At 49.0% G+C, this 21,504-nt stretch carries 17 protein-coding genes; 10 read left to right on the top strand and 7 right to left on the bottom strand.

What is annotated here, in order from left to right; genetic code table 11:
• Nucleotides 1–41: 41 nt before the first annotated feature.
• Nucleotides 42–818 carry a RadC family protein gene (radC, locus tag PUP29_RS03845; protein WP_353423864.1) on the bottom strand — a complete coding sequence of 259 codons (777 nt, stop codon included), beginning with the start codon at nucleotides 816–818 and terminating at the stop codon, nucleotides 42–44.
• A gap of 167 nt (nucleotides 819–985) precedes the next feature.
• Here radC and pepV point away from each other — a divergent pair, with 167 nt between their 5' ends.
• Both pepV and PUP29_RS03835 read left to right on the top strand, forming a co-directional pair.
• Nucleotides 986–2,371, top strand: coding sequence for a dipeptidase PepV (pepV, locus tag PUP29_RS03840; RefSeq protein WP_079547143.1), 1,386 nt, complete (start codon nucleotides 986–988; stop codon nucleotides 2,369–2,371).
• A 25-nt stretch (nucleotides 2,372–2,396) separates the two neighbouring features.
• Nucleotides 2,397–4,187, top strand: a complete 1,791-nt coding sequence (locus PUP29_RS03835; RefSeq protein ID WP_079547144.1) for an alanine--tRNA ligase — start codon at nucleotides 2,397–2,399, stop codon at nucleotides 4,185–4,187.
• 53 nt (nucleotides 4,188–4,240) lie between these two features.
• Here the strand turns inward: PUP29_RS03835 and PUP29_RS03830 are convergent, their stop codons facing one another.
• Both PUP29_RS03830 and PUP29_RS03825 read right to left on the bottom strand, forming a co-directional pair.
• Nucleotides 4,241–5,512 (bottom strand): PucR family transcriptional regulator, encoded by a 1,272-nt coding sequence (locus PUP29_RS03830; RefSeq protein WP_353423863.1) that lies wholly within the window; start codon nucleotides 5,510–5,512, stop codon nucleotides 4,241–4,243.
• Nucleotides 5,502–6,746: a PucR family transcriptional regulator gene (locus PUP29_RS03825; RefSeq protein WP_079547146.1), complete on the bottom strand. Its 1,245-nt coding sequence runs from the start codon at nucleotides 6,744–6,746 to the stop codon at nucleotides 5,502–5,504. Before PUP29_RS03825 ends, PUP29_RS03830 begins: the two co-directional genes overlap by 11 nt.
• Before the next feature lie 374 nt (nucleotides 6,747–7,120).
• Here PUP29_RS03825 and PUP29_RS03820 point away from each other — a divergent pair, with 374 nt between their 5' ends.
• The 5 genes from PUP29_RS03820 (at nucleotide 7,121) to PUP29_RS03800 (ending at nucleotide 13,555) form a co-directional block, all read left to right on the top strand.
• Complete coding sequence (locus PUP29_RS03820; RefSeq protein ID WP_079547147.1) at nucleotides 7,121–7,876, top strand: SDR family NAD(P)-dependent oxidoreductase; 756 nt, start codon at nucleotides 7,121–7,123, stop codon at nucleotides 7,874–7,876.
• Between the two features lie 25 nt (nucleotides 7,877–7,901).
• Nucleotides 7,902–9,842 (top strand): FAD-dependent oxidoreductase, encoded by a 1,941-nt coding sequence (locus PUP29_RS03815; RefSeq protein WP_079547148.1) that lies wholly within the window; start codon nucleotides 7,902–7,904, stop codon nucleotides 9,840–9,842.
• A 28-nt stretch (nucleotides 9,843–9,870) separates the two neighbouring features.
• A complete protein-coding gene (locus PUP29_RS03810) occupies nucleotides 9,871–11,160 on the top strand; it encodes an MFS transporter (RefSeq protein ID WP_079547149.1) in 1,290 nt (429 codons plus the stop codon).
• 30 nt (nucleotides 11,161–11,190) lie between these two features.
• The gene (locus PUP29_RS03805; RefSeq protein WP_079547150.1) at nucleotides 11,191–12,255 is read left to right on the top strand and encodes a zinc-binding dehydrogenase; all 1,065 of its coding nucleotides are present in this window, start codon (nucleotides 11,191–11,193) and stop codon (nucleotides 12,253–12,255) included.
• 130 nt (nucleotides 12,256–12,385) lie between these two features.
• Complete coding sequence (locus PUP29_RS03800) at nucleotides 12,386–13,555, top strand: hypothetical protein (RefSeq protein ID WP_079547151.1); 1,170 nt, start codon at nucleotides 12,386–12,388, stop codon at nucleotides 13,553–13,555.
• A 245-nt stretch (nucleotides 13,556–13,800) separates the two neighbouring features.
• On the opposite strand, the gene PUP29_RS03795 is transcribed toward PUP29_RS03800, so the two are convergent.
• The 3 genes from PUP29_RS03795 to PUP29_RS03785 form a co-directional block, all read right to left on the bottom strand.
• Complete coding sequence (locus PUP29_RS03795) at nucleotides 13,801–14,502, bottom strand: HAD family hydrolase (protein ID WP_353424052.1); 702 nt, start codon at nucleotides 14,500–14,502, stop codon at nucleotides 13,801–13,803.
• Nucleotides 14,503–14,582: 80 nt separating this feature from the next.
• Nucleotides 14,583–15,551 carry a signal peptidase I gene (lepB, locus tag PUP29_RS03790; protein WP_353423862.1) on the bottom strand — a complete coding sequence of 323 codons (969 nt, stop codon included), beginning with the start codon at nucleotides 15,549–15,551 and terminating at the stop codon, nucleotides 14,583–14,585.
• Complete coding sequence (locus PUP29_RS03785) at nucleotides 15,541–15,732, bottom strand: DUF951 domain-containing protein (protein WP_079547153.1); 192 nt, start codon at nucleotides 15,730–15,732, stop codon at nucleotides 15,541–15,543. Before PUP29_RS03785 ends, lepB begins: the two co-directional genes overlap by 11 nt.
• A gap of 285 nt (nucleotides 15,733–16,017) precedes the next feature.
• Here PUP29_RS03785 and PUP29_RS03780 point away from each other — a divergent pair, with 285 nt between their 5' ends.
• The 3 genes from PUP29_RS03780 (at nucleotide 16,018) to PUP29_RS03770 (ending at nucleotide 19,880) form a co-directional block, all read left to right on the top strand.
• Nucleotides 16,018–16,959, top strand: coding sequence for a magnesium transporter CorA family protein (locus PUP29_RS03780; protein WP_079547154.1), 942 nt, complete (start codon nucleotides 16,018–16,020; stop codon nucleotides 16,957–16,959).
• A 176-nt stretch (nucleotides 16,960–17,135) separates the two neighbouring features.
• Nucleotides 17,136–18,422 carry a UDP-N-acetylglucosamine 1-carboxyvinyltransferase gene (locus PUP29_RS03775; protein ID WP_079547155.1) on the top strand — a complete coding sequence of 429 codons (1,287 nt, stop codon included), beginning with the start codon at nucleotides 17,136–17,138 and terminating at the stop codon, nucleotides 18,420–18,422.
• A gap of 120 nt (nucleotides 18,423–18,542) precedes the next feature.
• Nucleotides 18,543–19,880, top strand: coding sequence for a hemolysin family protein (locus PUP29_RS03770; RefSeq protein WP_353423861.1), 1,338 nt, complete (start codon nucleotides 18,543–18,545; stop codon nucleotides 19,878–19,880).
• A gap of 131 nt (nucleotides 19,881–20,011) precedes the next feature.
• Here PUP29_RS03770 and PUP29_RS03765 read toward each other — a convergent pair whose 3' ends face one another.
• Complete coding sequence (locus tag PUP29_RS03765; RefSeq protein WP_079547157.1) at nucleotides 20,012–21,400, bottom strand: PLP-dependent aminotransferase family protein; 1,389 nt, start codon at nucleotides 21,398–21,400, stop codon at nucleotides 20,012–20,014.
• Nucleotides 21,401–21,504 lie beyond the last annotated feature (104 nt).

The raw sequence follows: 21,504 nt of genomic DNA, 5'->3' as shown, positions 1-21,504 counted from the left end.
AATTATAGCGAAAAAGTTTACGTATTGCAAGTAGGCGCAGACTACTGCTGATCTTCCGCATGCAGCCATGCGGGGAGCTCCTGCATCACATGACCTGAATATTGTGCGGCGCGGGCATTTGCGGCAGGACGGCCGCCGAGGGTAAGAAGCTTTTCCGAAAAACTGAACGCCTCATGCTCGCCGATAATGATATGGTCGAGCAAAGAAACGGAGATCGCATCCATTGCGGCTACGACTTGTTCCGTAATAAGCAGATCTTTTTTGCTCGGATGAGCGCTTCCGCCCGGATGATTATGGGTCAGAAGTATTTTTTCCGCTCCGGTACGAATAACGGTCTCTGTAATTTGACGAACATAAACAGGTGTTTCTGTGGCACTGCCGCGGGAAAGACGGTCGGTATGCCGCACACGGAAGTGTGGATCGAGGCATACGACATATAGTTCTTCTTTGGTTTTGCCGCGCAGGAGGAGGCTCGCATATTCGATCGCCGATTGTATGGAAGAAAGCATAGTATGCTCCTCGATATCGGAGAGCCAATATTTCCGCGCAAGCTCGGATTGGAGCTTGATGAGGACTGCTGCATTCTCGCCGATCCCCTTGATGCGGGCGATATCCGCCGCGTCAGCATCAAAAATGTTTTTCAGACTGCCAAAGCGGGCAAGGAGCTCGTGCGCAAGGGAATTGGTATCCCTGCGCGGAAGCGCATAAAAAAGCAGCAGTTCAAGCGCTTCGTGCTCCTCAAAAACCTCGAGGCCGTATTTTAAAAACCGGCTTCTGAGCCGGCTGCGGTGTCCGTCGTGGATAGAGATACCGATCACACTCCCTAAATATCGTTCAACAAATAAATTCGCCGTGGCGGGGCCGGATTCCTTTTGCCCCGGAGAGATGCCTAAAAAAGAAAAAAAGCGGTATATATCCTTTCTGAAATCTGTTATAATAAATGATAGCTTAAGACAGACGGGAAGAAGCGAAGGAGAAAAATCTGATGCTCGAATTTACGGCAGCTACACGCCGGGATGAGATGATAGAAGCGCTTTGCAAAATACTTGCAATAGAAAGCGTAAAGAGCGCTCCGCAGGGAAACATGCCCTATGGAAAGGGCGTATTCGATGCGCTCATCAAAATGCTCGGTATTGCAGAGAAGCTTGATTTCGACAGTGTGAATTTCTATTCCCACCTTGGTTATGTGGAATATGGCGACGGGGACGACCTTTTTGGCATCGTAACGCATCTCGACGTCGTGCCGGCGGGGGACGGATGGACGGTGCCGCCTTTTGCCGGTACGGTAAGGAACGGACGCATTTATGGACGGGGAGCGATCGACGACAAGGGGCCGGCGATCGCGGCCCTGTTTGCGCTGTCTGCAATAAAAGAAAACTGTATCAGCCTTAATAAACGGGTACGCATCATTTTTGGGTGCGACGAGGAAAGCGGTTGGTCTGATATGGATTTTTATAAGAAAAACGGAGGGGAAATTCCCGGGATGGCTATTTCACCGGATGCGGAATTTCCTATCATCAATGCCGAAAAAGGCCTGCTGCAGCTTCGGGCGGTGCGAAAGGCCTATCCTGTCACGCAGGAAAAAGGCGGGCTTGTCGTGGAGGCGCTTCATGCGGGTGAACGGGTGAACGTCGTACCCGCGGTATGCTCCTGCAAGATCAGGGGAAATGCGGAAGTGGTACGGCGGATGCTCGATATCTTCAACGAGGATTCCGCGGTGAAGATCACTGCTGAAGAAAAAGACGGCGCGCTGCTTCTTACCGCGCACGGTCTTTCAGCTCACGGCTCAAAACCGGAGGAGGGCAAAAATGCGCTTTCCTATATGCTCTCGTTCCTAAATATGCTGCCGCTGCAAAAAAATGCAGTATCAGACGCAGTCTATGAGCTTGCACGGTATGTTGGTCTGCAGACGGATGGAACAAATTTGGGTATTGCTTCACATGATGAATCCGGCGCGCTTTCTCTCAATCTCGGCTATTTTAAAACGACGGAAGAGGGCGTTGAGGCAGGCATCGACATTCGGTATCCGATCCACACGGAAAAAACACCGGTCCTTTCCGCGATACGCGGTAAAATAAAAGAGCTTTCTATTGAAGAAGTATTCTCACGCCCTCCGCATTATGTGCCTGAGGATTCACCGCTTGTTGCAGGGCTCAAACGGGCTTACGAGGAAGTGACGGGGGAAAAGGCCTATTGTATGACGATGGGCGGGGCGACATACGCGCGGGCTTTTCCGAATTCCGTTGCGTTTGGCGCACTGTTTCCCGGACAGCAGGGAACGGAGCATCAGGCTGACGAATATATTGAGATCGATTCGCTGGTAAAAACGGCGGATATCATAGCCAACGCCATTTTGGTGCTGTGTAAATAGAATAGACGACAGAGGAGTTTTTTGGATGAAGTGCTTAACGAGTGATGAATTGAGACAAATGTATTTGGATTTTTTCAAGAGCAAGGGGCACGCGGTCATTAAAAGCGCGTCGCTGATACCGGAGAACGATCCGACCGTGCTCTTTACGACAGCAGGGATGCACCCGCTCGTTCCCTATCTTTTGGGGCAGAAACATCCGGCGGGCACACGGCTGACCGATGTGCAGAAATGTGTGCGCACGGGAGATATTGACGAAGTGGGCGATGAGAGCCACTGCACTTTTTTTGAGATGCTGGGGAACTGGTCTCTCGGAGATTATTTTAAAAAAGAGGCGATCACATGGAGCTTTGAATTCCTGACAGACGAAAAGTATCTGGGGATCGATAAGGACAAGCTGTATTTCAGCTGCTTCGCCGGAGACGACGACGCTCCGCGCGATATGGTGGCACACGATACATGGCGTTCTCTTGGCGTAGCGGAAGACCACATCTTCTTTTTGCCGAAAGAAAATAACTGGTGGGGCCCTGCCGGCATCACCGGACCGTGCGGCCCGGATACGGAAATGTTTATCGATACGGGGAAACCGGCCTGCGGACCGGATTGCAGCCCTGCGTGTGACTGTGGAAAATATCTTGAGATATGGAACGACGTGTTCATGGAGTACAATAAGCAGGCAGATGGAACCTTTGCTCCCCTTGAACAGAAAAATGTGGATACGGGAATGGGGCTTGACCGTACGATCGCGATCCTGCAGGGCAAGGGTTCCGTTTATGAAACAGATGTATTCGCGCCGATTATTGCCAAGATAGAGGAACTGTCCGGGAAAAAATATGAGGGCGCAGACGAGGAGACGAGGAAGGCTTTCCGTATCGTTGCGGACCACATACGCTGCGCGGCCTTTATGATCGGCGACGAACGGGGCATCACGCCGTCGAATGTAGATCAGGGCTATGTTCTGCGCAGGCTTCTGCGCCGGGCGATCCGTTTTTCCGGGAAGTTAGGGATCGAAGAGGGCAGTCTGCCTAAGATCGCTCAGGTCGTTATTGACAAATATGCGCATGCATACGAAGAACTGAAAATCAATGAAACGAAAATACTTTCCGAGATCGCAAAAGAAGAAGAACGCTTCCAAAAGACGATCACACAGGGAATGAAGGAATTTGAGAAAACAGTGGAACGGCTCGATGGAGATACAATCGACGGCAAAAGTGCTTTCCGCTTATACGATACGTTTGGCTTCCCGATCGAATTCACGCTTGAGCTTGCGGCGGAACGTGGGCTCAAGGTGGACAAGGACGGATTTGACAAAGCGTTCCAGCATCATCAGGAGCTTTCGCATGCGGGTGCGGAGCAGCGTTTTAAGGGAGGCCTTGCGGATACGAGCGAGCAAACGGCGCGCCTGCATACCGCGACGCATCTTCTGAACGCGGCCCTGCGTAAGCTGTTGAGCGAGGATATCGTCCAGAAAGGCTCCAACATCACGGCGGAGCGCCTGCGGTTCGACTTTAATTTCCCGCGCAAGGTGGAGCGGGACGAGCTCGATAAGCTTGAGGCTTACGTCAATGAGGCGATTGCCGCGGGGCTTGATGTAGTGGAAGAAGAGATGTCGGTGGAAGAGGCAAAAGCACAGGGCGCAATGGGCGTGTTCGATTCCAAATACGGCGATGTCGTAAAGGTCTATACGATCCCCGGATATTCCAAAGAGATATGCGGCGGACCTCATGCGAAAAATACGGCGGAGCTGGGGCATTTCAAAATCAAAAAAGAACAGAGCAGCAGCGCAGGCGTGCGCAGGATCAAAGCGGTGCTCGACTGACGCCGGACTGATGCAAAAATAAAAAATCCACCGGGTTTTAGCCGGTGGATTTTTTATTTGCTTATTTCGTACATGCGGTATAACTGGATCGAGGCGGAAAGGGCACGCGCGATCTCGGGTTGTTCGAAATCGGCTTGCAGGATTTGGAAAATACGTTCCAGACGATATCGAAGAGTACCGCGGTCGATAAATAGGGATTTTGCCGCCGCCGAATAAGAATTGCCGTTCCTTAGATATTGTTCCAGTGTTTTCAGGTAAGAGGTCTTGTTTTCCTGATCGAACAGGATCAATTTGTTGATTTCGGATAAAAGCAAAACAGGAACGCCGAATCGTTCTGCCGCGCTTGTCAAGAGCAGTTCTGTATAAAAATCGATATAATGATAAAGATATTTTTGTGGTGCCTGCCGTATACCGGTTTTCAAGACTGCCAACGCCTGCTGTTTAAAAAAACGCCGTTGATTTATGTTTTCAAAAGGGTCAGAAACGGCGGCAAAGAGCTGCTGCTGGTAACAGAAGTTCTCTATCTCCTCCAGTTGTGCCTGCGTATAGCCATAGAAAAATGCCAGCAGTCGATTTCTGTGGATCAATGAAAAACTATTGGGAAAATGGTATTCCAATTCATAGAGAACACGAGTATAATCCGGTATCTTCTCTTTGCTGCTGCGGAATTGCAGGGCGGCGATCACGAAGGGCGGCCGTACGGGACCGCCTTTTGTTTTCTGCTTTAAAAAAGCTTCATATTTTTGAAGACTGTTTTCGGATAATCTTTTTACAGTACCATTGTCGTAAAGAAGCAACTCCCGTGCGATCATGACATCCGTTATGTCTTTTTTTAGAGGAGGTCTTGCAGACATCTCGTGAAATTGTGTTTCGCACAGAACGGCGATAAGCGAAGCGGCCTCTTTGGCAACCGTCAGCAATTGCGGGTCATCAAACTTAAGGATCAATACCCAAGCGGGACGGTCATCCTTTCGGATCGGATAGAAGACCGTGCAGTAGGGATCTTCCGGCGTGATGGACACAATATGGGGTACAGAATCCTCAAAAATCTGTTTTGCAATATCAAAAAAAGCAGCCTCGCTGTTATCGACATAACAAATAAAATCTTCCTTACCGAGATAGGAGGAGGGGAAATAATTTGGGAGTGCTTTCGCGGCAGAGTGGAGCATCAGACGGCCATCAAGATCGAGCACAAAAATATTGAGCGGAATATGGTCGCGGACATGCTGTAAAATGATGGGAAAAGGATGCCCGTTTATAAGGTCCTGAAGGATCACACGATTTAATTCATAAGAAGCTGACGGATTCAAAACATCACTCTCCATTTTGATTTTGCTCCGGAACATGGTAATGCTGCAAAACACGCATCATATTAAGACCGGTATACAATTGCCGAGCGACCTCGAAATCCCGCACATCAAGTCCGATCAGCTCAGTTATTTTATTCAACCGCAGGCGTATGGTATTGGGATGTACGGCGAGGGCGGAAGCTGTTTCGGAAAGATTGCATAAATGGTCAAAATAACAGGACAAGGTAGTGAGGAAATCGCTTTGCTCACGCTTGTCGAAAGCTGCAAGTTGACGCAGGGCATAGGGAAGAGAAGCGTTTTCCCCTAACCTTTCGATCGTATTATAACAGATGATATCCATATACGAATCGCGAAAAGAAAAACGTTTCCGCGTGGGATTTAAACTGCTGCCTACCGATTGCGTATGGATCGCCTGCACCCTGTGATCCGGTAACGTACGGATATCCGAAAAGAAATCGGATAAACTGTAGCAGAATGTCTGCTGCAGGGAGAGCCGGAACAACAAATCTTCAATTTCTTGCAGGACTGCATGGCCGGAGACAGATGAAAACAACAGATAAAGATACTGGCTTTCAGAAGAACAGCCAATTGTATTAGGATCGGTCTTGCATATATATCCACGGGTATACTGCAATTCCACTTCGTTTGCATTCGGAAAGTAAAGGACCGCCAGCACATAAGGTGGTGAAAACTGAGACTCGTAGGCATTGATCACCTGTTGGTCGGGAACATCGGAAAGCAAAAGCTGCTGCGCATATTGCTGGGGCGAAATAATTCCCCTATGTTCGTCGTCAGCTTCATAGAGCAGGCAGCCAAGAGTTCCCGCCATTATTCCGTTGATTTCCATGACCACATCTACAAAAGGAGAATCACCCAGATCAATGCCAATATAACCGTACAAAAAATGATTATGAAAAATCGGACAGCAGGTTTGAGGGTGGTTTTCACAGGTGCCCCATGTGATGAGCGTCGGTTTCCCGTTGCGGTAGATGATATCCTGATAATCAAGCTGAGTATCGATTATTTTTTGCTGCGGCGCGCTGCCGCGTTCTGCGATTTCCTCCCAATCCTGAAAATAGAACGGACGGGAAAACGCATAGGTGATCAGGGTAAGTGTTTCATCGAATACGATGATCGGATAACGTAATTCGTTATATACATTGCGCACAAAAATATCGACATCCTGTTTTTTTAAGATTGCTTCCATGCAAAGACGCTGAATTTTAACGATATCCGGCCGGCTTTTCATGCGATTTTCCTCCAATAGTCAACATTATAATACAGGAAAGATTAGATATCAAACCGTTATTTTCTTCACAAAAAATGAGAATGGCGATTGTGTGGAAGGTGGTGAAACTATAAAATAAATTTTCACGAAATATACAATGCTTGTGAAAAATATAGCGGTTTAACGGCTTTTTGCGATGGAAGAGCCGGAAAAACGATGCAGATACGAGCGGCAGGAACTGTTTGTGATGGAAAATGTGGAATTTTAAGGAGCTGTAATTCAGCAATTCATACATTGATAAAATATTATCAAAAAGATACGATTGTATAGACGCAAAAACAGATATTTGTTCGTCTATTAAATAATGTAAACAAATAAAAAAGGGGGAAATTACAATGTTTGATCTAAAAGGAAACGTTGCAGTCGTTACCGGAGGAGGCGGCGGTCTGGGACGCCAGTTTGCCTTGGCTCTCGCAAAAGCAGGTGCAAAGGTCGCCCTTCTTGCACGCAGGCAGGCGAAGCTGGATGCAGTAAAAGAGGAAATAGAGGCTCTGGGAGGAGAGGCGCTTGCGATATCGACGGATGTTACGGAGGTAAAAACCATTATAGCGGCCCGTGATAAAATTTTGGAACAATGGGGCCGGGTAGATATCCTTGTAAATAACGCTGGCGGGGGCGTCAACGTACCCATTGAAGAACTTTCAGAAGAAGACTGGGCGGCGAATCGGGCGCTGGACTTTGACGGAGTTTTCTATTGTATGAAATATTTCGGACAGGTCATGCTGAAACAGGGATATGGGCGGATCATCAATATTGCTTCTATTCTTGGAAAAGGCGGACTCAAAGAGATGCCGATCATCGCTTATACATCAGCAAAGGGCGGCGTTGTCAACATGACGCGCCACGCAGCCGCTGAATGGGCGACTAAAGGGATCACCGTGAATGCGATCTGCCCGGGATTTTTTGCATCGGAAGCAAACAGTGAAGAAGCGATGGAGATCATGGCGGATATGATCAAGACGCGTACTCCCATGGAAAGGCCCGGGAAAGAAGGAGAGCTCGATTCTACTGTTGTATATCTCGCAGCTCCAGAATCGTCCTATGTTACGGGAGTCATCCTTCCCGTGGACGGAGGCTGGACCTGTATTTAATGTTGAACCATAAGGAGGTAATGATATGGCCTACAACTACAACCGGCTTTTTGAGCCCATAAAGATCAATGGGATGCGGCTCAAAAACCGTATTTCCCTTTCGCCGATGGGAACGTTTACCCCTAATATCGACGGAACGGACAGCGAAGAAGGGATCCGTTATTATGAGGAACGGGCCAAAGGGGGAGCGGGGCTGATCCAGACAGGGGCGATGTTCCTAACGAGTAAGCTTGCACAGGGCAGCCCGACGATCGCCGTAGACAGTATCCGCTCGATCCCGAGGCAAACGCTTATGATCGAGCGCTGCCACCGGTGGGGAGCAAAAGTCAGCCTGCAATTAAGCTGCGGTACGGGCCGCAACGGTGCGATCACCGTAACGGACGACGTGCTTGTTTCCGCTTCTGCGGTACCGGCATATTACGATCCGAATATGATTTGTCGGCCGCTGACCGTTGAAGAGATCAAGGAATCGATGAAAGATTGGGAGAATGATACGCGAATCGCATTGGAAGCAGGCTACGACGCTATAGAAATTCATGCGCACGCCGGTTACCTGATCGATCAATTTATGTCTCCGATTTGGAACAAACGTACGGATGAATATGGCGGAAGCTTTGAAAACCGGGCGCGTTTCGCTGTGGAAATCGTGCAGGCCATTCGTAATGTGGCAGGCCCCAAGTTCCCCATCTTATTCCGTATTTCCTTGGATCATCGTTTCAATGGCGGGCGCACGGTAGAAGAAAGCATGAAGCTGCTGCAGGTTCTCGAAAAAGCCGGCGTAGATGCGTTCGATATCGATGCAGGCTGTTATGAATCACAGGATTACATTTTTCCGACCTGCTACACGGGTGAGGGATGTATGGCATATGTATGCGAAGAAGCGAGGAAGCACGTCAGCGTACCACTGTTAAACGCAGGCAATCACTCGATGGAAACGGCAGTTGAATTGCTGGAGTCGGGTAATTGCGATATCATCCAGTTCGGCCGCCAGTTCATAGCCGATCCGGATTTCCCCAATAAGCTGAAGGCAGGGCACCGGGAAGATGTTCGTCCGTGCATCATGTGCAACGAAGAATGTATTGGCAGGATATTCGGACGCCTGACCCAGCTTTCCTGCACTGTTAATATCCAAACGGCGATGGAAGACGCAATGAAGATCACTAAGCTTGAAAAAACCAAAAATGTGGTTGTGATCGGCGCGGGACCGGGGGGACTGGAAGCGGCGCGCGTGGCTGCTATGCGCGGCTGCAAGGTAACGGTTTACGAAAAAGCCGATAAGATTGGCGGCATATTCCGCGCAATTGCTACAGCTGATTTCAAAAAGAGGATACGCGACCTGATTACATGGTATGGCGTACAATTGGAAAAATTAGGAGTTGAGATCAAATTCAATACGGAAATCAAACCGGACGATCCGGTGCTGCAGGACGCCGATGAAATTTTTGTGGCAACAGGTTCCGTGCCATTCCTGCCACCCATCAAGGGAATCGATCTTCCGAATGTGATCGACGTTACGAAAGCGCATCAGTTTGGTGTTGACGCTGAAAATATTGTGATCTGCGGTGGAGGCCTTTCCGGATGTGATACCGCTATCGAGCTGGGAGAACGCGGCAAAAAAGTTACGGTTGTGGAAATGCGCGATGATGTAGCTCTGGATGTTATGCCGATCAATAAGATCAGTATTACGCGCCTGCTGGATGAATACGGCGTGGATCTGCAGGTCGGGAAAACGGTTATGAGGATCGAGGAGGACGGCGTTATTGTAGTCGATAAAGAATGCAATGAAGTCAAAATTCCGGCAGATGCGGTGATTACCGCTTTCGGACAGAAGCCGGCGGCAGAGGTACCCGAAGCGATCCTTGCTAAATATCCGATGAAGACGACGCTGATTGGGGATTGCGACGGCGTATCTAAGGCTGGGAAAGCAATTCGGGAAGGCTTCTATGCCGCAATGGCATTGCAATAGGCAATCATAATAAAAAGGGGAATGTATCATGGAAAGCACGAAAAAGTTCTTTGGCTATAAAGCGTCTCTGGGCGCGTTTTTGGTCATCTTTGTGAATCTTGGAATCTGCACCTGCCTGGGAGTATTTCTCGCGAGCATCGCGGAATATATTGGTTGGGATGTAGGAACAGTAGCGATTCTGGGCACCCTGAACACGGTTGGGAATATCTTCCTGAGCCTTGTGGTCGTTCAGGTCGTGAAAAAGATAGGCGTGAGATGGACGATGCTTATTTCCATCATTGCATGTGCGCTGCACATCACGCTTTATACTTTTACTACCCCCGGACAAAACCCGGGAAGCCTTGCGCTGATGTATATTGGCGGTCTTATCGCTTCCGTTGCGATCACTTTCGGTTCGCATGCAGTATGTACAAGCCTTGTGGCGGAATGGTTTGCGGATACGCACGGGCGGGAAAAAGTGACCGGCATGGTCGTTTCCGGAGCAGGCTTTGGTGCTGCGATCTGGGTGTTCTTTGCGGGGCAGCTTCTTGCTAATTTTTCATGGCAGGACAGCTATCATATTATGGCCATCGTGGGTCTTGTGATCGGCCTTGTGGCAGTATTTATCTTTATTAGGACGCCCAAGCAGGTTGGGCAGGAACCAAAAGGACTCGAGCTTGCCCGGCAAGAAGCCAAAGTTGCCGAAGGACAGGAGCTTCCGGGCGTCACGAGAAAGCAGGCGCTTAAGACGGCTTCTTTCTGGCTTTTGTGTATCGGCATGGTGCTTGCTATTGCAGGCGCATCGGGCTTCATTTCCTATAACGCGACATACTGGCAGTCAATGGGGATGGACATCACGGAGTCGGCGAACTGGAATGCTGCATGGCTGATCCTTTCTGCAGTAATTATGCTCTTTGTAGGCAATATGTTCAAGAAGATCGGCGGAAAAGGCTTTACGATCTACGTAAGCGTTGCCTTTGCCCTTGCATGCGTATTTATGATATTGTGGGGCAACCAGCTCCAGACCTACCTCGTTATTATTACGATCATCTTCGGAGCGCTTGGTTATCCGCTTTGCGCAGCATATCCTACGTTGGTTACGCACAGCATGTTCGGACCGCGGGATATCGGCGCGATCGTCGGCACATCAATGGCGGCCGTTTACATCGGTCAAATGCTTGGGCCTCTGACACTGACGGCATTTCTCCCGATGGGCTGGACGACAGTATGGGCAATTTGGGCTGTTATGGCGATCATCGGTATGGTGATTCTTTTGATTGCAGTCACGAAATCGCCGATGAACCAGCTGGTAAAGGAAAAGAAATTAACGCAGAATTAAAAATGTTTTTATTGGATTTGGAGGGAAAATATGAAAGGAACGATGAAAGGATATGGCGTCGTCGTACCGTTTAAGGAATTCGGCTTGATTGAAGCGGAAGTTCCGGTATGCGGACCACTCGACGCAATCGCACAACCGGTCGTGATGGCAACGTGTTCTTCCGATCCGCATCAGGTTCATGCTGGCCTGCCGGCGGGACTGATTTTGGGACATGAGGTGGTCGCACGGATCGTAGAGACCGGTTCCATGGTAAAGGATTATAAGGCTGGCGATGTGGTAGCGGTCGGAGCAGTAACGCCCGACTGGCTGAAGATTGAAGGGCAGGATAATCTGCATCAGCATGCCGGCGGACAAAACTACGGAATGAACTGGTGTGTGTTTGAAAATGGAACTTTTGCAGAATATTTCCGTATCCGTCAGGTAGATCAGAATGCTGCGCGTATCCCGAATGGCCTGACCTATGAGCATGCGCTTATGACGGGCGATATGGTAACGACGGGATTTCACGGCGTTGAACTTGCCCATGTCACATGGGGAGATACGGTCGTGGTCATGGGCATCGGACCGGTGGGCTTGATGGCGGTAGCGGGGGCTGCCCTGCGCGGAGCGGGAAAAATCATTGCGATCGGAAACCGTCCGAATACCATGCGGCTTGCAAAGGAATACGGTGCGACAGATGTTCTCAATTATAAAGACGGACCGATAGATGAGCAGGTACAGGAGCTTCTGGGAGGAGGACAGCCGGATAGCTGCATTGCTACGGGCGGTACCAACGATACGTTTGCACGCTGCTTGAAAATGGTCAAACCGAACGGTTATGTGACGAATTTGCAGGCGCAGACGTTCGATACGGAAATTCCGGCGGATTATACCTTGGCATGGTGCGCACACAAGCATCTTAACGGCGGACTGTGCCCGGGTGGACGCAGAAGATTGGAACGTCTGATGGCGATTATGGCAGCAGGACGGCTTGATCCCACAAAGATGATCACGCATCGGTTCCATGGTTTTGAGCATGTCATGGATGCATATGCGCTGATGGATGCTTATCCCAAGAACGATGAGGTAATCAAACCGATCATCTATTTTGAATAATTCTATAACAGATGTGTAGATCGGGGCAGGAAATACCCCGGTCTACACAATATAAAGACAGCGAGAAATCGGTGCGTATGTATTGCCGGATTTGGCAATGCTTTTACGCACAAGAGGGGGATAAGCAGTAATGAGATGCGAAAAATTGACAGCCAAGGAACTGGGAAGCTCATTTGGCGTCGCAAACGTATATATCGGCGCGCTTGTAGGGCCAGCATTAGTGGCGGGAACCTATGCGACGACATTTTTCCTGCCGGATGGATGCAATTCATTATGGTTGCCGTTCGTCGCCTTGGCAATCGTAGGCCTTATGTGTTTTCTGGCGGCAGAAGTCATCCGGCGTTTTAAAATCTACGAATATGGTTCGCTAGCGAAAAAGATTTATTTTAACAAAAAGTTCTTTTATACGTTATTTGAAATATATGTTCTTGCATCCAATATCGTTGGCGTTGCGATCGTACAAAATATGTCGGGTACTTTCATGAAGGAATTATTCGGCATGCCGGATTTTGCAGGGATGATCATCATTGGTGTGATTTCGCTTTTTCTGATCCGTTATCGGGATTCCCTGATTCGCATTGTCAACAGCGTTATGTCAGTCGTAATGTTGGTAGGCTTTGTGATCATCTCAGTACTGGTCATTTTGCTGTTTGGACCGCAGGTAAGCGAGATACTGTCGGACTGGACCGTTCCTGAAACGGCGAATATGGGTGATGCACTTTTACGCTGCTGTCAGTTTGCATTTGCTTCCTCAGCCTTTGCAATTACTTTATGCTGTGTGGAACAACCCATTAAAAAGCATAAACAAAGTGTATGGATCGGACTTTTCATTATGATTTGTGCAGGTTTTATGATGGCGCTTTCCTGCTTTAGTTTCCTGCCTTTCCAGAGCGAGATCATGAATGATCCGGTTCCGCTTGTATACGTCATGAACAATTATATTGCCGGTTCCTATCCATGGATCCCGGTGGTGTATTACATTGTTATGCTGCTGGCTATTATTTCTTCGGTGATTCCGGCAACCTATATGATTTCCTCCAGATGGCAGAATCTTGTGCCGGACATTGGACCGATCAAAACGGATGATAGGAAGAATGTTTTTGTCGCCGCGATTTTTATTGCGATCTGTACGGCGATATCCCTGCTGGGGCTCACCAATATCGTGAACATTGGCCTGAGTATGCTTGCATATGTGGGCATGCCACTGGTTGTGATTCCGATTTGCGTGATCTGGCCGATCCTCCTGCACAAGGAAAAGAAAAAACAAAGAATGCAGGAAGAAGAGCCGGAAAATATCTGAAAAAGATAAAAAACATAAAAATCCGTCGAAACCGGCGGGTTTTTTATGTGCGGCGAAATCCTCACAATAGGCGGGGAGATTGAAAAAAGGCGGAATAGTTGTGATAGAAAAGTGTTCTGAACCTATTAAAATAGGAACTGGCCGGCTGCCAAGCGTCTTAAGGTGCTGCAATAGCGAAATGCCCTTACAGGGTTAGTACAAACTGCACGTCAGATGCGCAATTATGAATATACTTTTCTGAAATATTATGGCTGCGCTGCCCATTCATAAAGAGCGGGAGATGTGAAGTCGGCGATCACCGCATCGGCGGTATCCGCAAACGCGGAAACACCCAGACTGGATGAGACCGCGAATACCATAGCGATCCCGGCACGCCGCGCGGAGAGTGTACCAAGAGGGGAATCCTCGACCGCAAGGCAGCTGCCGCCGTCTGCGTTGAGGCGGGCGAGGGCGCGAAGGTACAGGTCGGGCTCCGGTTTGCCGCGTACCGTTCCGTCATTATATACGATCTTGTCTGCGTCAAACCAACGCAAAAGCTGGAAATGCTCAATATAAAAATCAAGATTCGATTTACCGGCAGCAGTTGCAATGGTACAGGGGATGCGTTCTTTTTTCAGATGATCCAGAAAAGCGGGTACACCTTCCGCAAGGTGAAAATGTTCCCGGTCTTCCAAACATAATGCCCGGTAGATCGCCTCTTTTCGTTCGGACAGCCTGTGCGCTTCGCTGTCGGAGAGAGCGCGTTCCATAAAATGTTCGAGGATCGCCTTGTTGGCACGCCCGTGAATATTGTAACGGCTCATTTCTTCCATAGATATTTTCCGGCTGCATACAGTGTTCAGGACCTCATGCCATGAAGCGTTGTTTTTATCCGTATCAAAAAATAAAGTGCCGTTAAAATCAAGAATAACTGATTTTTTTGTCTGCGTTTTTGGTGGTGTTTCCATCGTAGTCGAACAGAAAAAACGGTGTTTGCCGTTATAGCTCCTTTCGTTTTGCCTCATGGACAAGCCTTTTGTATGCCGTATCATTGCACGGAATGGATATTGTCGAGCGGCCAGATGACAGACAGAGCGTGGCCGACGATCTCGGAACGGGCGATCGGCCCGACTGTTCGGCTGTCTTTAGAATGCGCACGATTATCGCCCATGACAAAAACGGTATCCTCCGGCACCGTAACAGCAGCCATATCCAGATAGGGATCGGTAGTATTGATATAGGGCTCCGAAAGAGCCGTACCGTTGATATAGACGACGCTGTCCTTGACCTCTACGGTTTCACCGGGCAGTGCGATCACACGCTTTACATAGGTCGCGTCTTTCGTGTCCTCATCTTCATATTCGTCCGGGTAGTGAACGATGATGATATCTCCGCGTTCAGGCAGGCCAAAATAACGGCTCACCTTTTCGACTGCCAGCTTTTCATCTGAATAAAGCGTGGGGTACATAGAGTTTCCGTCTACTACGATGATCTCAAAAAAGAAAGCGCGTATGATAAACGCGACTGCGACCGCTATGATGATGGAAATGATCCATCCCCAGACTGCGCGGGATCTCGTCATAAGCTTTTCTTCATGGATGCGCTTTTTTTTGCGCTTGCGTCCGAATTCGTCATAAGTAACGAGATCGTCGTCAAGCGGCTCGAACTCCTGGTAGAAACGGCGTGCCTTATTGGGATTAAAAGCAGGCTCGTCCGGAGCGGAGAAATAATCTTCCTCCTGCTGGCTGGTGTCCGGTTCCTCGCTGACCGTTTCGTCCTCATAAAAGCCGTCTGTATCAAAATAGGAAGTCAAAGGCTCTTCAAGCTCACTGCGCCTGCGGGAAGCAGACATATGGGGAATATGCCGTCCCGTTCCGGAGGAAAGCGCGCCGGAATCCGATTCGTACGAGTCGTTGTAAGAAGAGGGCAATTTGCGGCCGTACGTTCTTGGCATATCGGCGCGGCGGGGTGTGTGGTCCCGTCCGCGGTGCACGGGATAGTCGTTTCTATGATCCATTTGTTAAAACCTTTTTCATTCGTTTTATAAATGCCGTATAATCGAGCATCACAATATGCCCGCAGCCAAGGCATTTCAGCTTGATATCGGCGCCGGTACGTATGATCTTCCATTTGTCGCTTCCACAGGGATGCTTTTTTTTCATAACGACGATATCGCCGCAGGAAAAATTTTCCGTCATTTTATCGCCCGGTCCGTTTCATTCTTGATCCAGTTTATTATACTATACGCGCAGGGAAAATAATAGATAAAAATTACTTGCGGATCTTCGAAATGAGACTTGCGCAAGCAGCAGGTAAAGGATATAATGATAAGCGGACAAATTCGTGTCGATTCCATTCACAGGAGGTGGGAAATACGTGGACGCAGACCCTAAACGAACGAATCTAAAACATACAGACAGCGGGTCGCGTAAGGTATTTCCGCGCTTTTGACCGCTGCCTGCTTTTGAAAGTAGGTGAAATATTTGATCAAGATTTTCAGTTCTGCGGAGAACAACCAATTTAAGGAAATTGAAACGATAGAGCCGGGCGCGTGGATCCATCTTCTCGACCCCACGGAGGAAGAACTGGTATATGTAAGGGATACGCTTCACATTGAAGATGAATTTATCCGCGCAGCGCTGGATGAAGAGGAAACAGTGCGTATCGATACGGAGGACGACCAAACATTGGTGCTCGTCGATATTCCGCTTGTCAGTGCGGAGCGGAATTCCTTGATTTATACGACCCTCCCGATGGGCATTATCATTACTGCGGATAATATCATTACCGTGTGTCTTGAGGAAACGGCTATTTTAGAGGCGTTTTGGAATGGCAACGTACGCGGCGGGTTCGATACATGCAAAAAGACACGCTTCCTGCTTCAGATTTTATATAAAAACGCGGGAAAATATCTGCAATATCTGAAGCAGATCGATAAGGCTTCCACGCAGGTGGAAAACGCATTGCATAAGTCTATGAAAAACAGCGAACTGATACAGATGCTCCGCTTGGAAAAATCGCTTGTCTATTTTTCTACCTCTTTGAAGGCAAACGAGATCGTATTGGAAAAAATGCTGAAATCCAAGGTGATCCAACGCTATCCGGACGACTTGGATCTGTTGGAAGACGTTATCATCGAAAATAAACAGGCAATCGAGATGGGAACGATTTATAGAGATATCCTTTCGGGAACGATGGATGCATTTGCGAGCGTCATTTCGAATAACCTGAATATCGTCATGAAGATACTCACCTCGCTGACAATTATCCTCGCGATACCGACGGTCTTTGCCAGCCTGTGGGGAATGAACGTGGGCGGGATACCATTTGCGGAAAACCCATTCGGCTTTCTGTGGGTAACGGTGATTGCGCTTGGCGGAACGGCTGTAGCCGTCTGGATACTCTGGAAAAAGAAAATGTTTTAATTTTGCGGAAAAGCCGGGACCTCCCGGCTTTTTGTTGTTTAAAATGGCTATGCACAGCGTATTTGAAGCTGGCAGACCTGAAAAGGAATGTTTGCTTGAAAAAAAAGGCTTTCAATGGTAAAATATAAGAAAAAATTGCAGTCTGCGATTGTGAAATAAAGGAAGTATCCAATTTTATGACAGAGAAAATTGTGATCAACGGCGGGATACCGCTCAAGGGCACGATTGAAGTAACGGGTGCCAAAAATGCGGCGGTAGCGATTCTGCCTGCCACGATTCTTGCGCGCGGAGTGTGTGTGATCGAGAATCTTCCCAACATTGCGGACGTGCTGATTATCAAGCGTATTTTGGCAGAGATCGGCGCGGAAGTGGAATTTGAAGACGGAACGATGACGGTGGATACCACCAATATCAATACGAGCAAGGTAACGATGAACCTTGTGAAAAAAATGCGTGCCTCTTATTATCTTCTGGGGGCGCTTCTTTCACGTTTTGGCGACGCGGAGATCAATTTGCCCGGCGGGTGTACGATCGGTGAACGGCCGATCGATTTGCATATCAAAGGAATGCAGGCGCTCGGTGCGAATGTAAAGACGGAATATGGCCGGGTCGTGGCGAATGCGCCGGACGGCCTCCGCGGATGCGATATTTACATGGATAAGGTTTCCGTAGGCGCGACGATCAATGTGATGCTTGCGTCGGTTTGCGCAGAAGGGCAGACGTCCATTATCAATGCGGCGAAAGAGCCGCATGTAGTGGATGTGGCTAATTTTCTGGTATGTATGGGCGCGAAAATCAAAGGAGCCGGAACGGATGTGATCCGTATCACAGGCGTAAAGCAGCTGCATGGCTGTAATTATTCCATCATACCGGATCAGATCGAGACCGGAACATTTATGATCGCGGCTGCGGCAACGCGCGGAGATGTGACGATCAAAAATGTGATACCGACCCACATGGAGGCATTGACGGCAAAGCTTGAAGAAATGGGGGTCACCATTCAGGAGGGAGCAGATTTTATTCGTGTGACATGCGATAAACGGCCGAAGGCGGTGAAAATCAATACCATGCCTTACCCGGGGTTCCCGACCGATCTGCAGCAGCCTGCGACGGTACTGCTGTCCACCGCGCAGGGAACGAGCATGATCACGGAAACGATTTTTGAATCGCGTTTTAAGCATATCAAAGAGATACGGCGTATGGGGGCGCAGATCACGACGGAGGACCGCGTAGCGGTCGTAGAGGGAGTAGAGCGGCTGACGGGCGCTCCTGTCAGCGCTACAGATCTCCGGGCCGGCGCTGCGCTTATCGTTGCAGGGCTGATGGCGGATGGTACAACAGAAATACAAAATGTAAAGTATATAGACCGGGGCTATGACCATATCGAAGACAAGATGCGCAAGCTTGGAGCGGATATACGGCGTGAGGAAGTCGTACATACGGAGGATGACGATCTTTATTAAGGAGACGGTTTTAAGGACCGGGGCGCGCGGGCTTCGGTTCTTTTTTTAGAAAGTATTTATAATCAATAACGTTGTTTATGTTATAATAGCGGTAATATCATGATTGAGGAGGATATTTTTTTGGACGACCCTTTAATATGGCAGCTTCTTTTACAGGTGGTTTTGATTGCAATCAACGCTTTTTTTGCTTCGACGGAGATCGCGGTGATTTCTCTGAATGCGAATAAGGTACGCCGGATGGCGGAAGAGGGGGACCGAAAGGCAAAGCAAATGCTGAAGATGGTAGAGGTGCCGGAAGGGTTTCTTTCTACGATCCAGATCGCCATCACTTTAGCGGGTTTCCTTGGAAGTGCATTTGCGGCGGACAACTTTGCCAGCAGGCTAACGGACTGGATGATAAACGTACAGGGAGTTGCGATCGCGCCGGATACGCTGAATACGATCGCGGTCATACTGATTACCCTTATTCTTTCCTATTTTACATTGGTGTTCGGGGAGCTTGTGCCAAAGCGTGTGGCGATGCAAAAGCCGGACCAAGTTGCACGGATGTCGGCAGGCATCATTACGGCGCTTTCTATTATTATGAAACCAATCGTCTGGCTGCTGTCTGTTTCTACAAATGGTGTCCTGCGCCTTATGCGAATGAATCCGCATGCGGAGGAAGAGACGGTAACAGAAGAAGAGATACGCTTGATGGTGGATATCGGGGAGGAAAAGGGCGCGATAGAAACTGTTGAAAAGGAGATGATAGAAAACATCTTCGAATTTAACAATACAACGGCTAAGGACGTCATGACGCACCGCACCAATGTGACAGCGATTTGGAAGGAGGATACCCCGGAGGATATCATGACGGCAATACGGGAAAGCGGTTTGTCGCGTTTCCCCGTGTATGACGAGGACATCGACGATATCATTGGGATACTATCTACACGCGCTTATCTGCTGAACGAAAAAAGCGACCATCCGAAGCCGCTTACGGAAATCATCTATCCGGCTTATTGTGTGCCGGAGTCGGTCCATACGGACGTATTGTTTCGTGAAATGCAGCGGCAAAAGATCCACATTGCGGTCGTGGTGGACGAATATGGCGGCATGAGCGGTATCGTAACGATGGAAGACCTTTTGGAAGAGATCGTCGGCAATATCTATGACGAATTTGATCCGCAGGACGAACAGGATATCCTTGAGGTGAAACCGGGCCTCTGGCGCATTTCAGGCGCGGCAGAAATAGAGGATATTGCAGAAGCGGTCGGCGTGGAGCTGCCGGAGGACGAGGATTTTGATACGCTGGGAGGTCTTGTATACAGCCAGCTCAGCACGATACCGGAGGATGGAAGTCATCCGGAAGTAGATGCCTATGGCCTCCATATCCGGGTAGAAAAGATAGAAGACCGGAGGGTGGAGTGGGCTCTTGTTTCTAAAGCTGCTCCGGAGAAAAATTCGGAAAAACAATAGCTGTATTTCATATTGCGGTCACAAAAAGGAAATAAACTAAAAATATAAGATTTTTTAGTTTCCTTACAAATGTCTGCAAACAAAGAACCTGCGGTACTCCTGCAGGTTCTTTGTTTGCAGAAGAAAAACAGTCAAAACCATACCGCACAAAGCGATTGCGCAATATCGCGCAGCACTTCCGCCGAATAACCGGAATAGCCGGCAACGATAGTCGCGGGCGGTGCGGAACGAGAGGCATAGTAAGCAGACAGGGGAAATATTTGGATATTTTTTTGAGAGGCGGCCGTAACAAGCTCCTGTTCCCGCATCCCGTTCCGTACGGTGAGCAAAAGATGAGGCCCGGCTTCAAGGCCGGTCAGCGTGATCTGCTCCCAATGTTCATGAAATCCATCCACAAAGGCGTCGCGCCGTGTACGGTAGATTTTCCGCATACGGCTTAGGTGCCGCTCAAAATGTCCGCGGTTCAAAAAAAGGGCAAGAGTACGCTGTTCAAAGCTGGGTATAGTACAGGAATAAAAAAAGAGGTCTTTGCGGTATTTTTGAATCAGATGAGGCGGCAAGACCATATAACTGATGCGCAGGGAAGGAGCAAGCGTTTTTGCGAACGTGTTCATATAGATAACACGTTCATTGTTGTCCAGACTTTTCAGGGCCGGTATCGGCCTGCCGGAAAAACGGAATTCGCTGTCATAGTCATCTTCTATGATGTACCGTTCGCCGTGGGAGGCCCATGCAAGCAATTCCTGACGCCGCCCTATAGGTGTTATGATGCCGAGCGGAAAATGGTGGGAGGGCGTAACGTGTGCAACGTTGGCGCCGCAGGCTTCGAGAGCAGAGATATCCATGCCATAGCGGTCCAGAGGAACGGCGAGGGCCGGAAGACCATTTGCGGCTAAAATGCGCTCTGTTTTCCGGTAACCCGGATCTTCATAGGCATAGCTATATTGCCGTGGCAGAAGCTGAGTGATGAGGCCGAGCAGGAATTCCGAACCTGCGCCGAGAACGACTTGACCCGGCTCGGCATCGATGCCCCGAAAATCATGAAGATACCGGACGATACCCGCCCGCAGATCCGCATCGCCCTGCGGATCGACCGGACCGAGGAGGCTGTCGCGGTCTCCGTTTAAAATTTCCCGCATCAGCTTTGCCCATGTTGCAAATGGGAAGTTTTCCGTATCTACACGTGCGGTCGAAAGAATAAAACGGCAGGGATTCGGAGAGGGCGGCAGGGCTGCGGGGCTTGCAGCAGGCCGGGGCTGCTGAAGAGAAACGTTTCCCTCTAAATGGCAAACATAATATCCGCGCTTTTCCCGCGAATAGATATATCCTTCCGCCATCAGCTGAGAATAGGCAGCCTCGATCGTTCCCTGACTGACTTTTATGTGGGAAGCAAATTTTCGTTTGGACGGGAGCCGGTGATTTTCAGGGAGCCGGTGTGTTTTGATTTCTTCGCGCAGATAGCGGTATAGCTGTTCATAGATTGGAGTTTTACGCGTGGGATCAAGCGTTGGCGTCAGCATATCTATATCCTCTCCTCAAACTGGCATTGTCAAAAAAAGCAAAACTGGCGTTTGAATATATATCAGTCATGGGTATAATCATACTTATAATACATAAAAATGTC

Source organism: Christensenella massiliensis (assembly GCF_040409835.1).
Lineage (GTDB): Bacteria > Bacillota > Clostridia > Christensenellales > Christensenellaceae > Christensenella > Christensenella massiliensis.
Note: the sequence above shows the minus strand (reverse complement) of the source record. Positions and strands in the feature narration are given on the sequence as shown.

Coding starts and splice junctions, on each gene's coding strand:
- pepV (WP_079547143.1), top strand. CDS start 986: ATGCTCGAATTTACGGCAGCTACACGCCGGGATGAGATGATAGAAGCG.
- PUP29_RS03835 (WP_079547144.1), top strand. CDS start 2,397: ATGAAGTGCTTAACGAGTGATGAATTGAGACAAATGTATTTGGATTTT.
- PUP29_RS03830 (WP_353423863.1), bottom strand. CDS start 5,512: ATGGAGAGTGATGTTTTGAATCCGTCAGCTTCTTATGAATTAAATCGT.
- PUP29_RS03825 (WP_079547146.1), bottom strand. CDS start 6,746: ATGAAAAGCCGGCCGGATATCGTTAAAATTCAGCGTCTTTGCATGGAA.
- PUP29_RS03820 (WP_079547147.1), top strand. CDS start 7,121: ATGTTTGATCTAAAAGGAAACGTTGCAGTCGTTACCGGAGGAGGCGGC.
- PUP29_RS03815 (WP_079547148.1), top strand. CDS start 7,902: ATGGCCTACAACTACAACCGGCTTTTTGAGCCCATAAAGATCAATGGG.
- PUP29_RS03810 (WP_079547149.1), top strand. CDS start 9,871: ATGGAAAGCACGAAAAAGTTCTTTGGCTATAAAGCGTCTCTGGGCGCG.
- PUP29_RS03805 (WP_079547150.1), top strand. CDS start 11,191: ATGAAAGGAACGATGAAAGGATATGGCGTCGTCGTACCGTTTAAGGAA.
- PUP29_RS03800 (WP_079547151.1), top strand. CDS start 12,386: ATGAGATGCGAAAAATTGACAGCCAAGGAACTGGGAAGCTCATTTGGC.
- PUP29_RS03795 (WP_353424052.1), bottom strand. CDS start 14,502: ATGGAAACACCACCAAAAACGCAGACAAAAAAATCAGTTATTCTTGAT.
- lepB (WP_353423862.1), bottom strand. CDS start 15,551: ATGGATCATAGAAACGACTATCCCGTGCACCGCGGACGGGACCACACA.
- PUP29_RS03785 (WP_079547153.1), bottom strand. CDS start 15,732: ATGACGGAAAATTTTTCCTGCGGCGATATCGTCGTTATGAAAAAAAAG.
- PUP29_RS03775 (WP_079547155.1), top strand. CDS start 17,136: ATGACAGAGAAAATTGTGATCAACGGCGGGATACCGCTCAAGGGCACG.
- PUP29_RS03765 (WP_079547157.1), bottom strand. CDS start 21,400: ATGCTGACGCCAACGCTTGATCCCACGCGTAAAACTCCAATCTATGAA.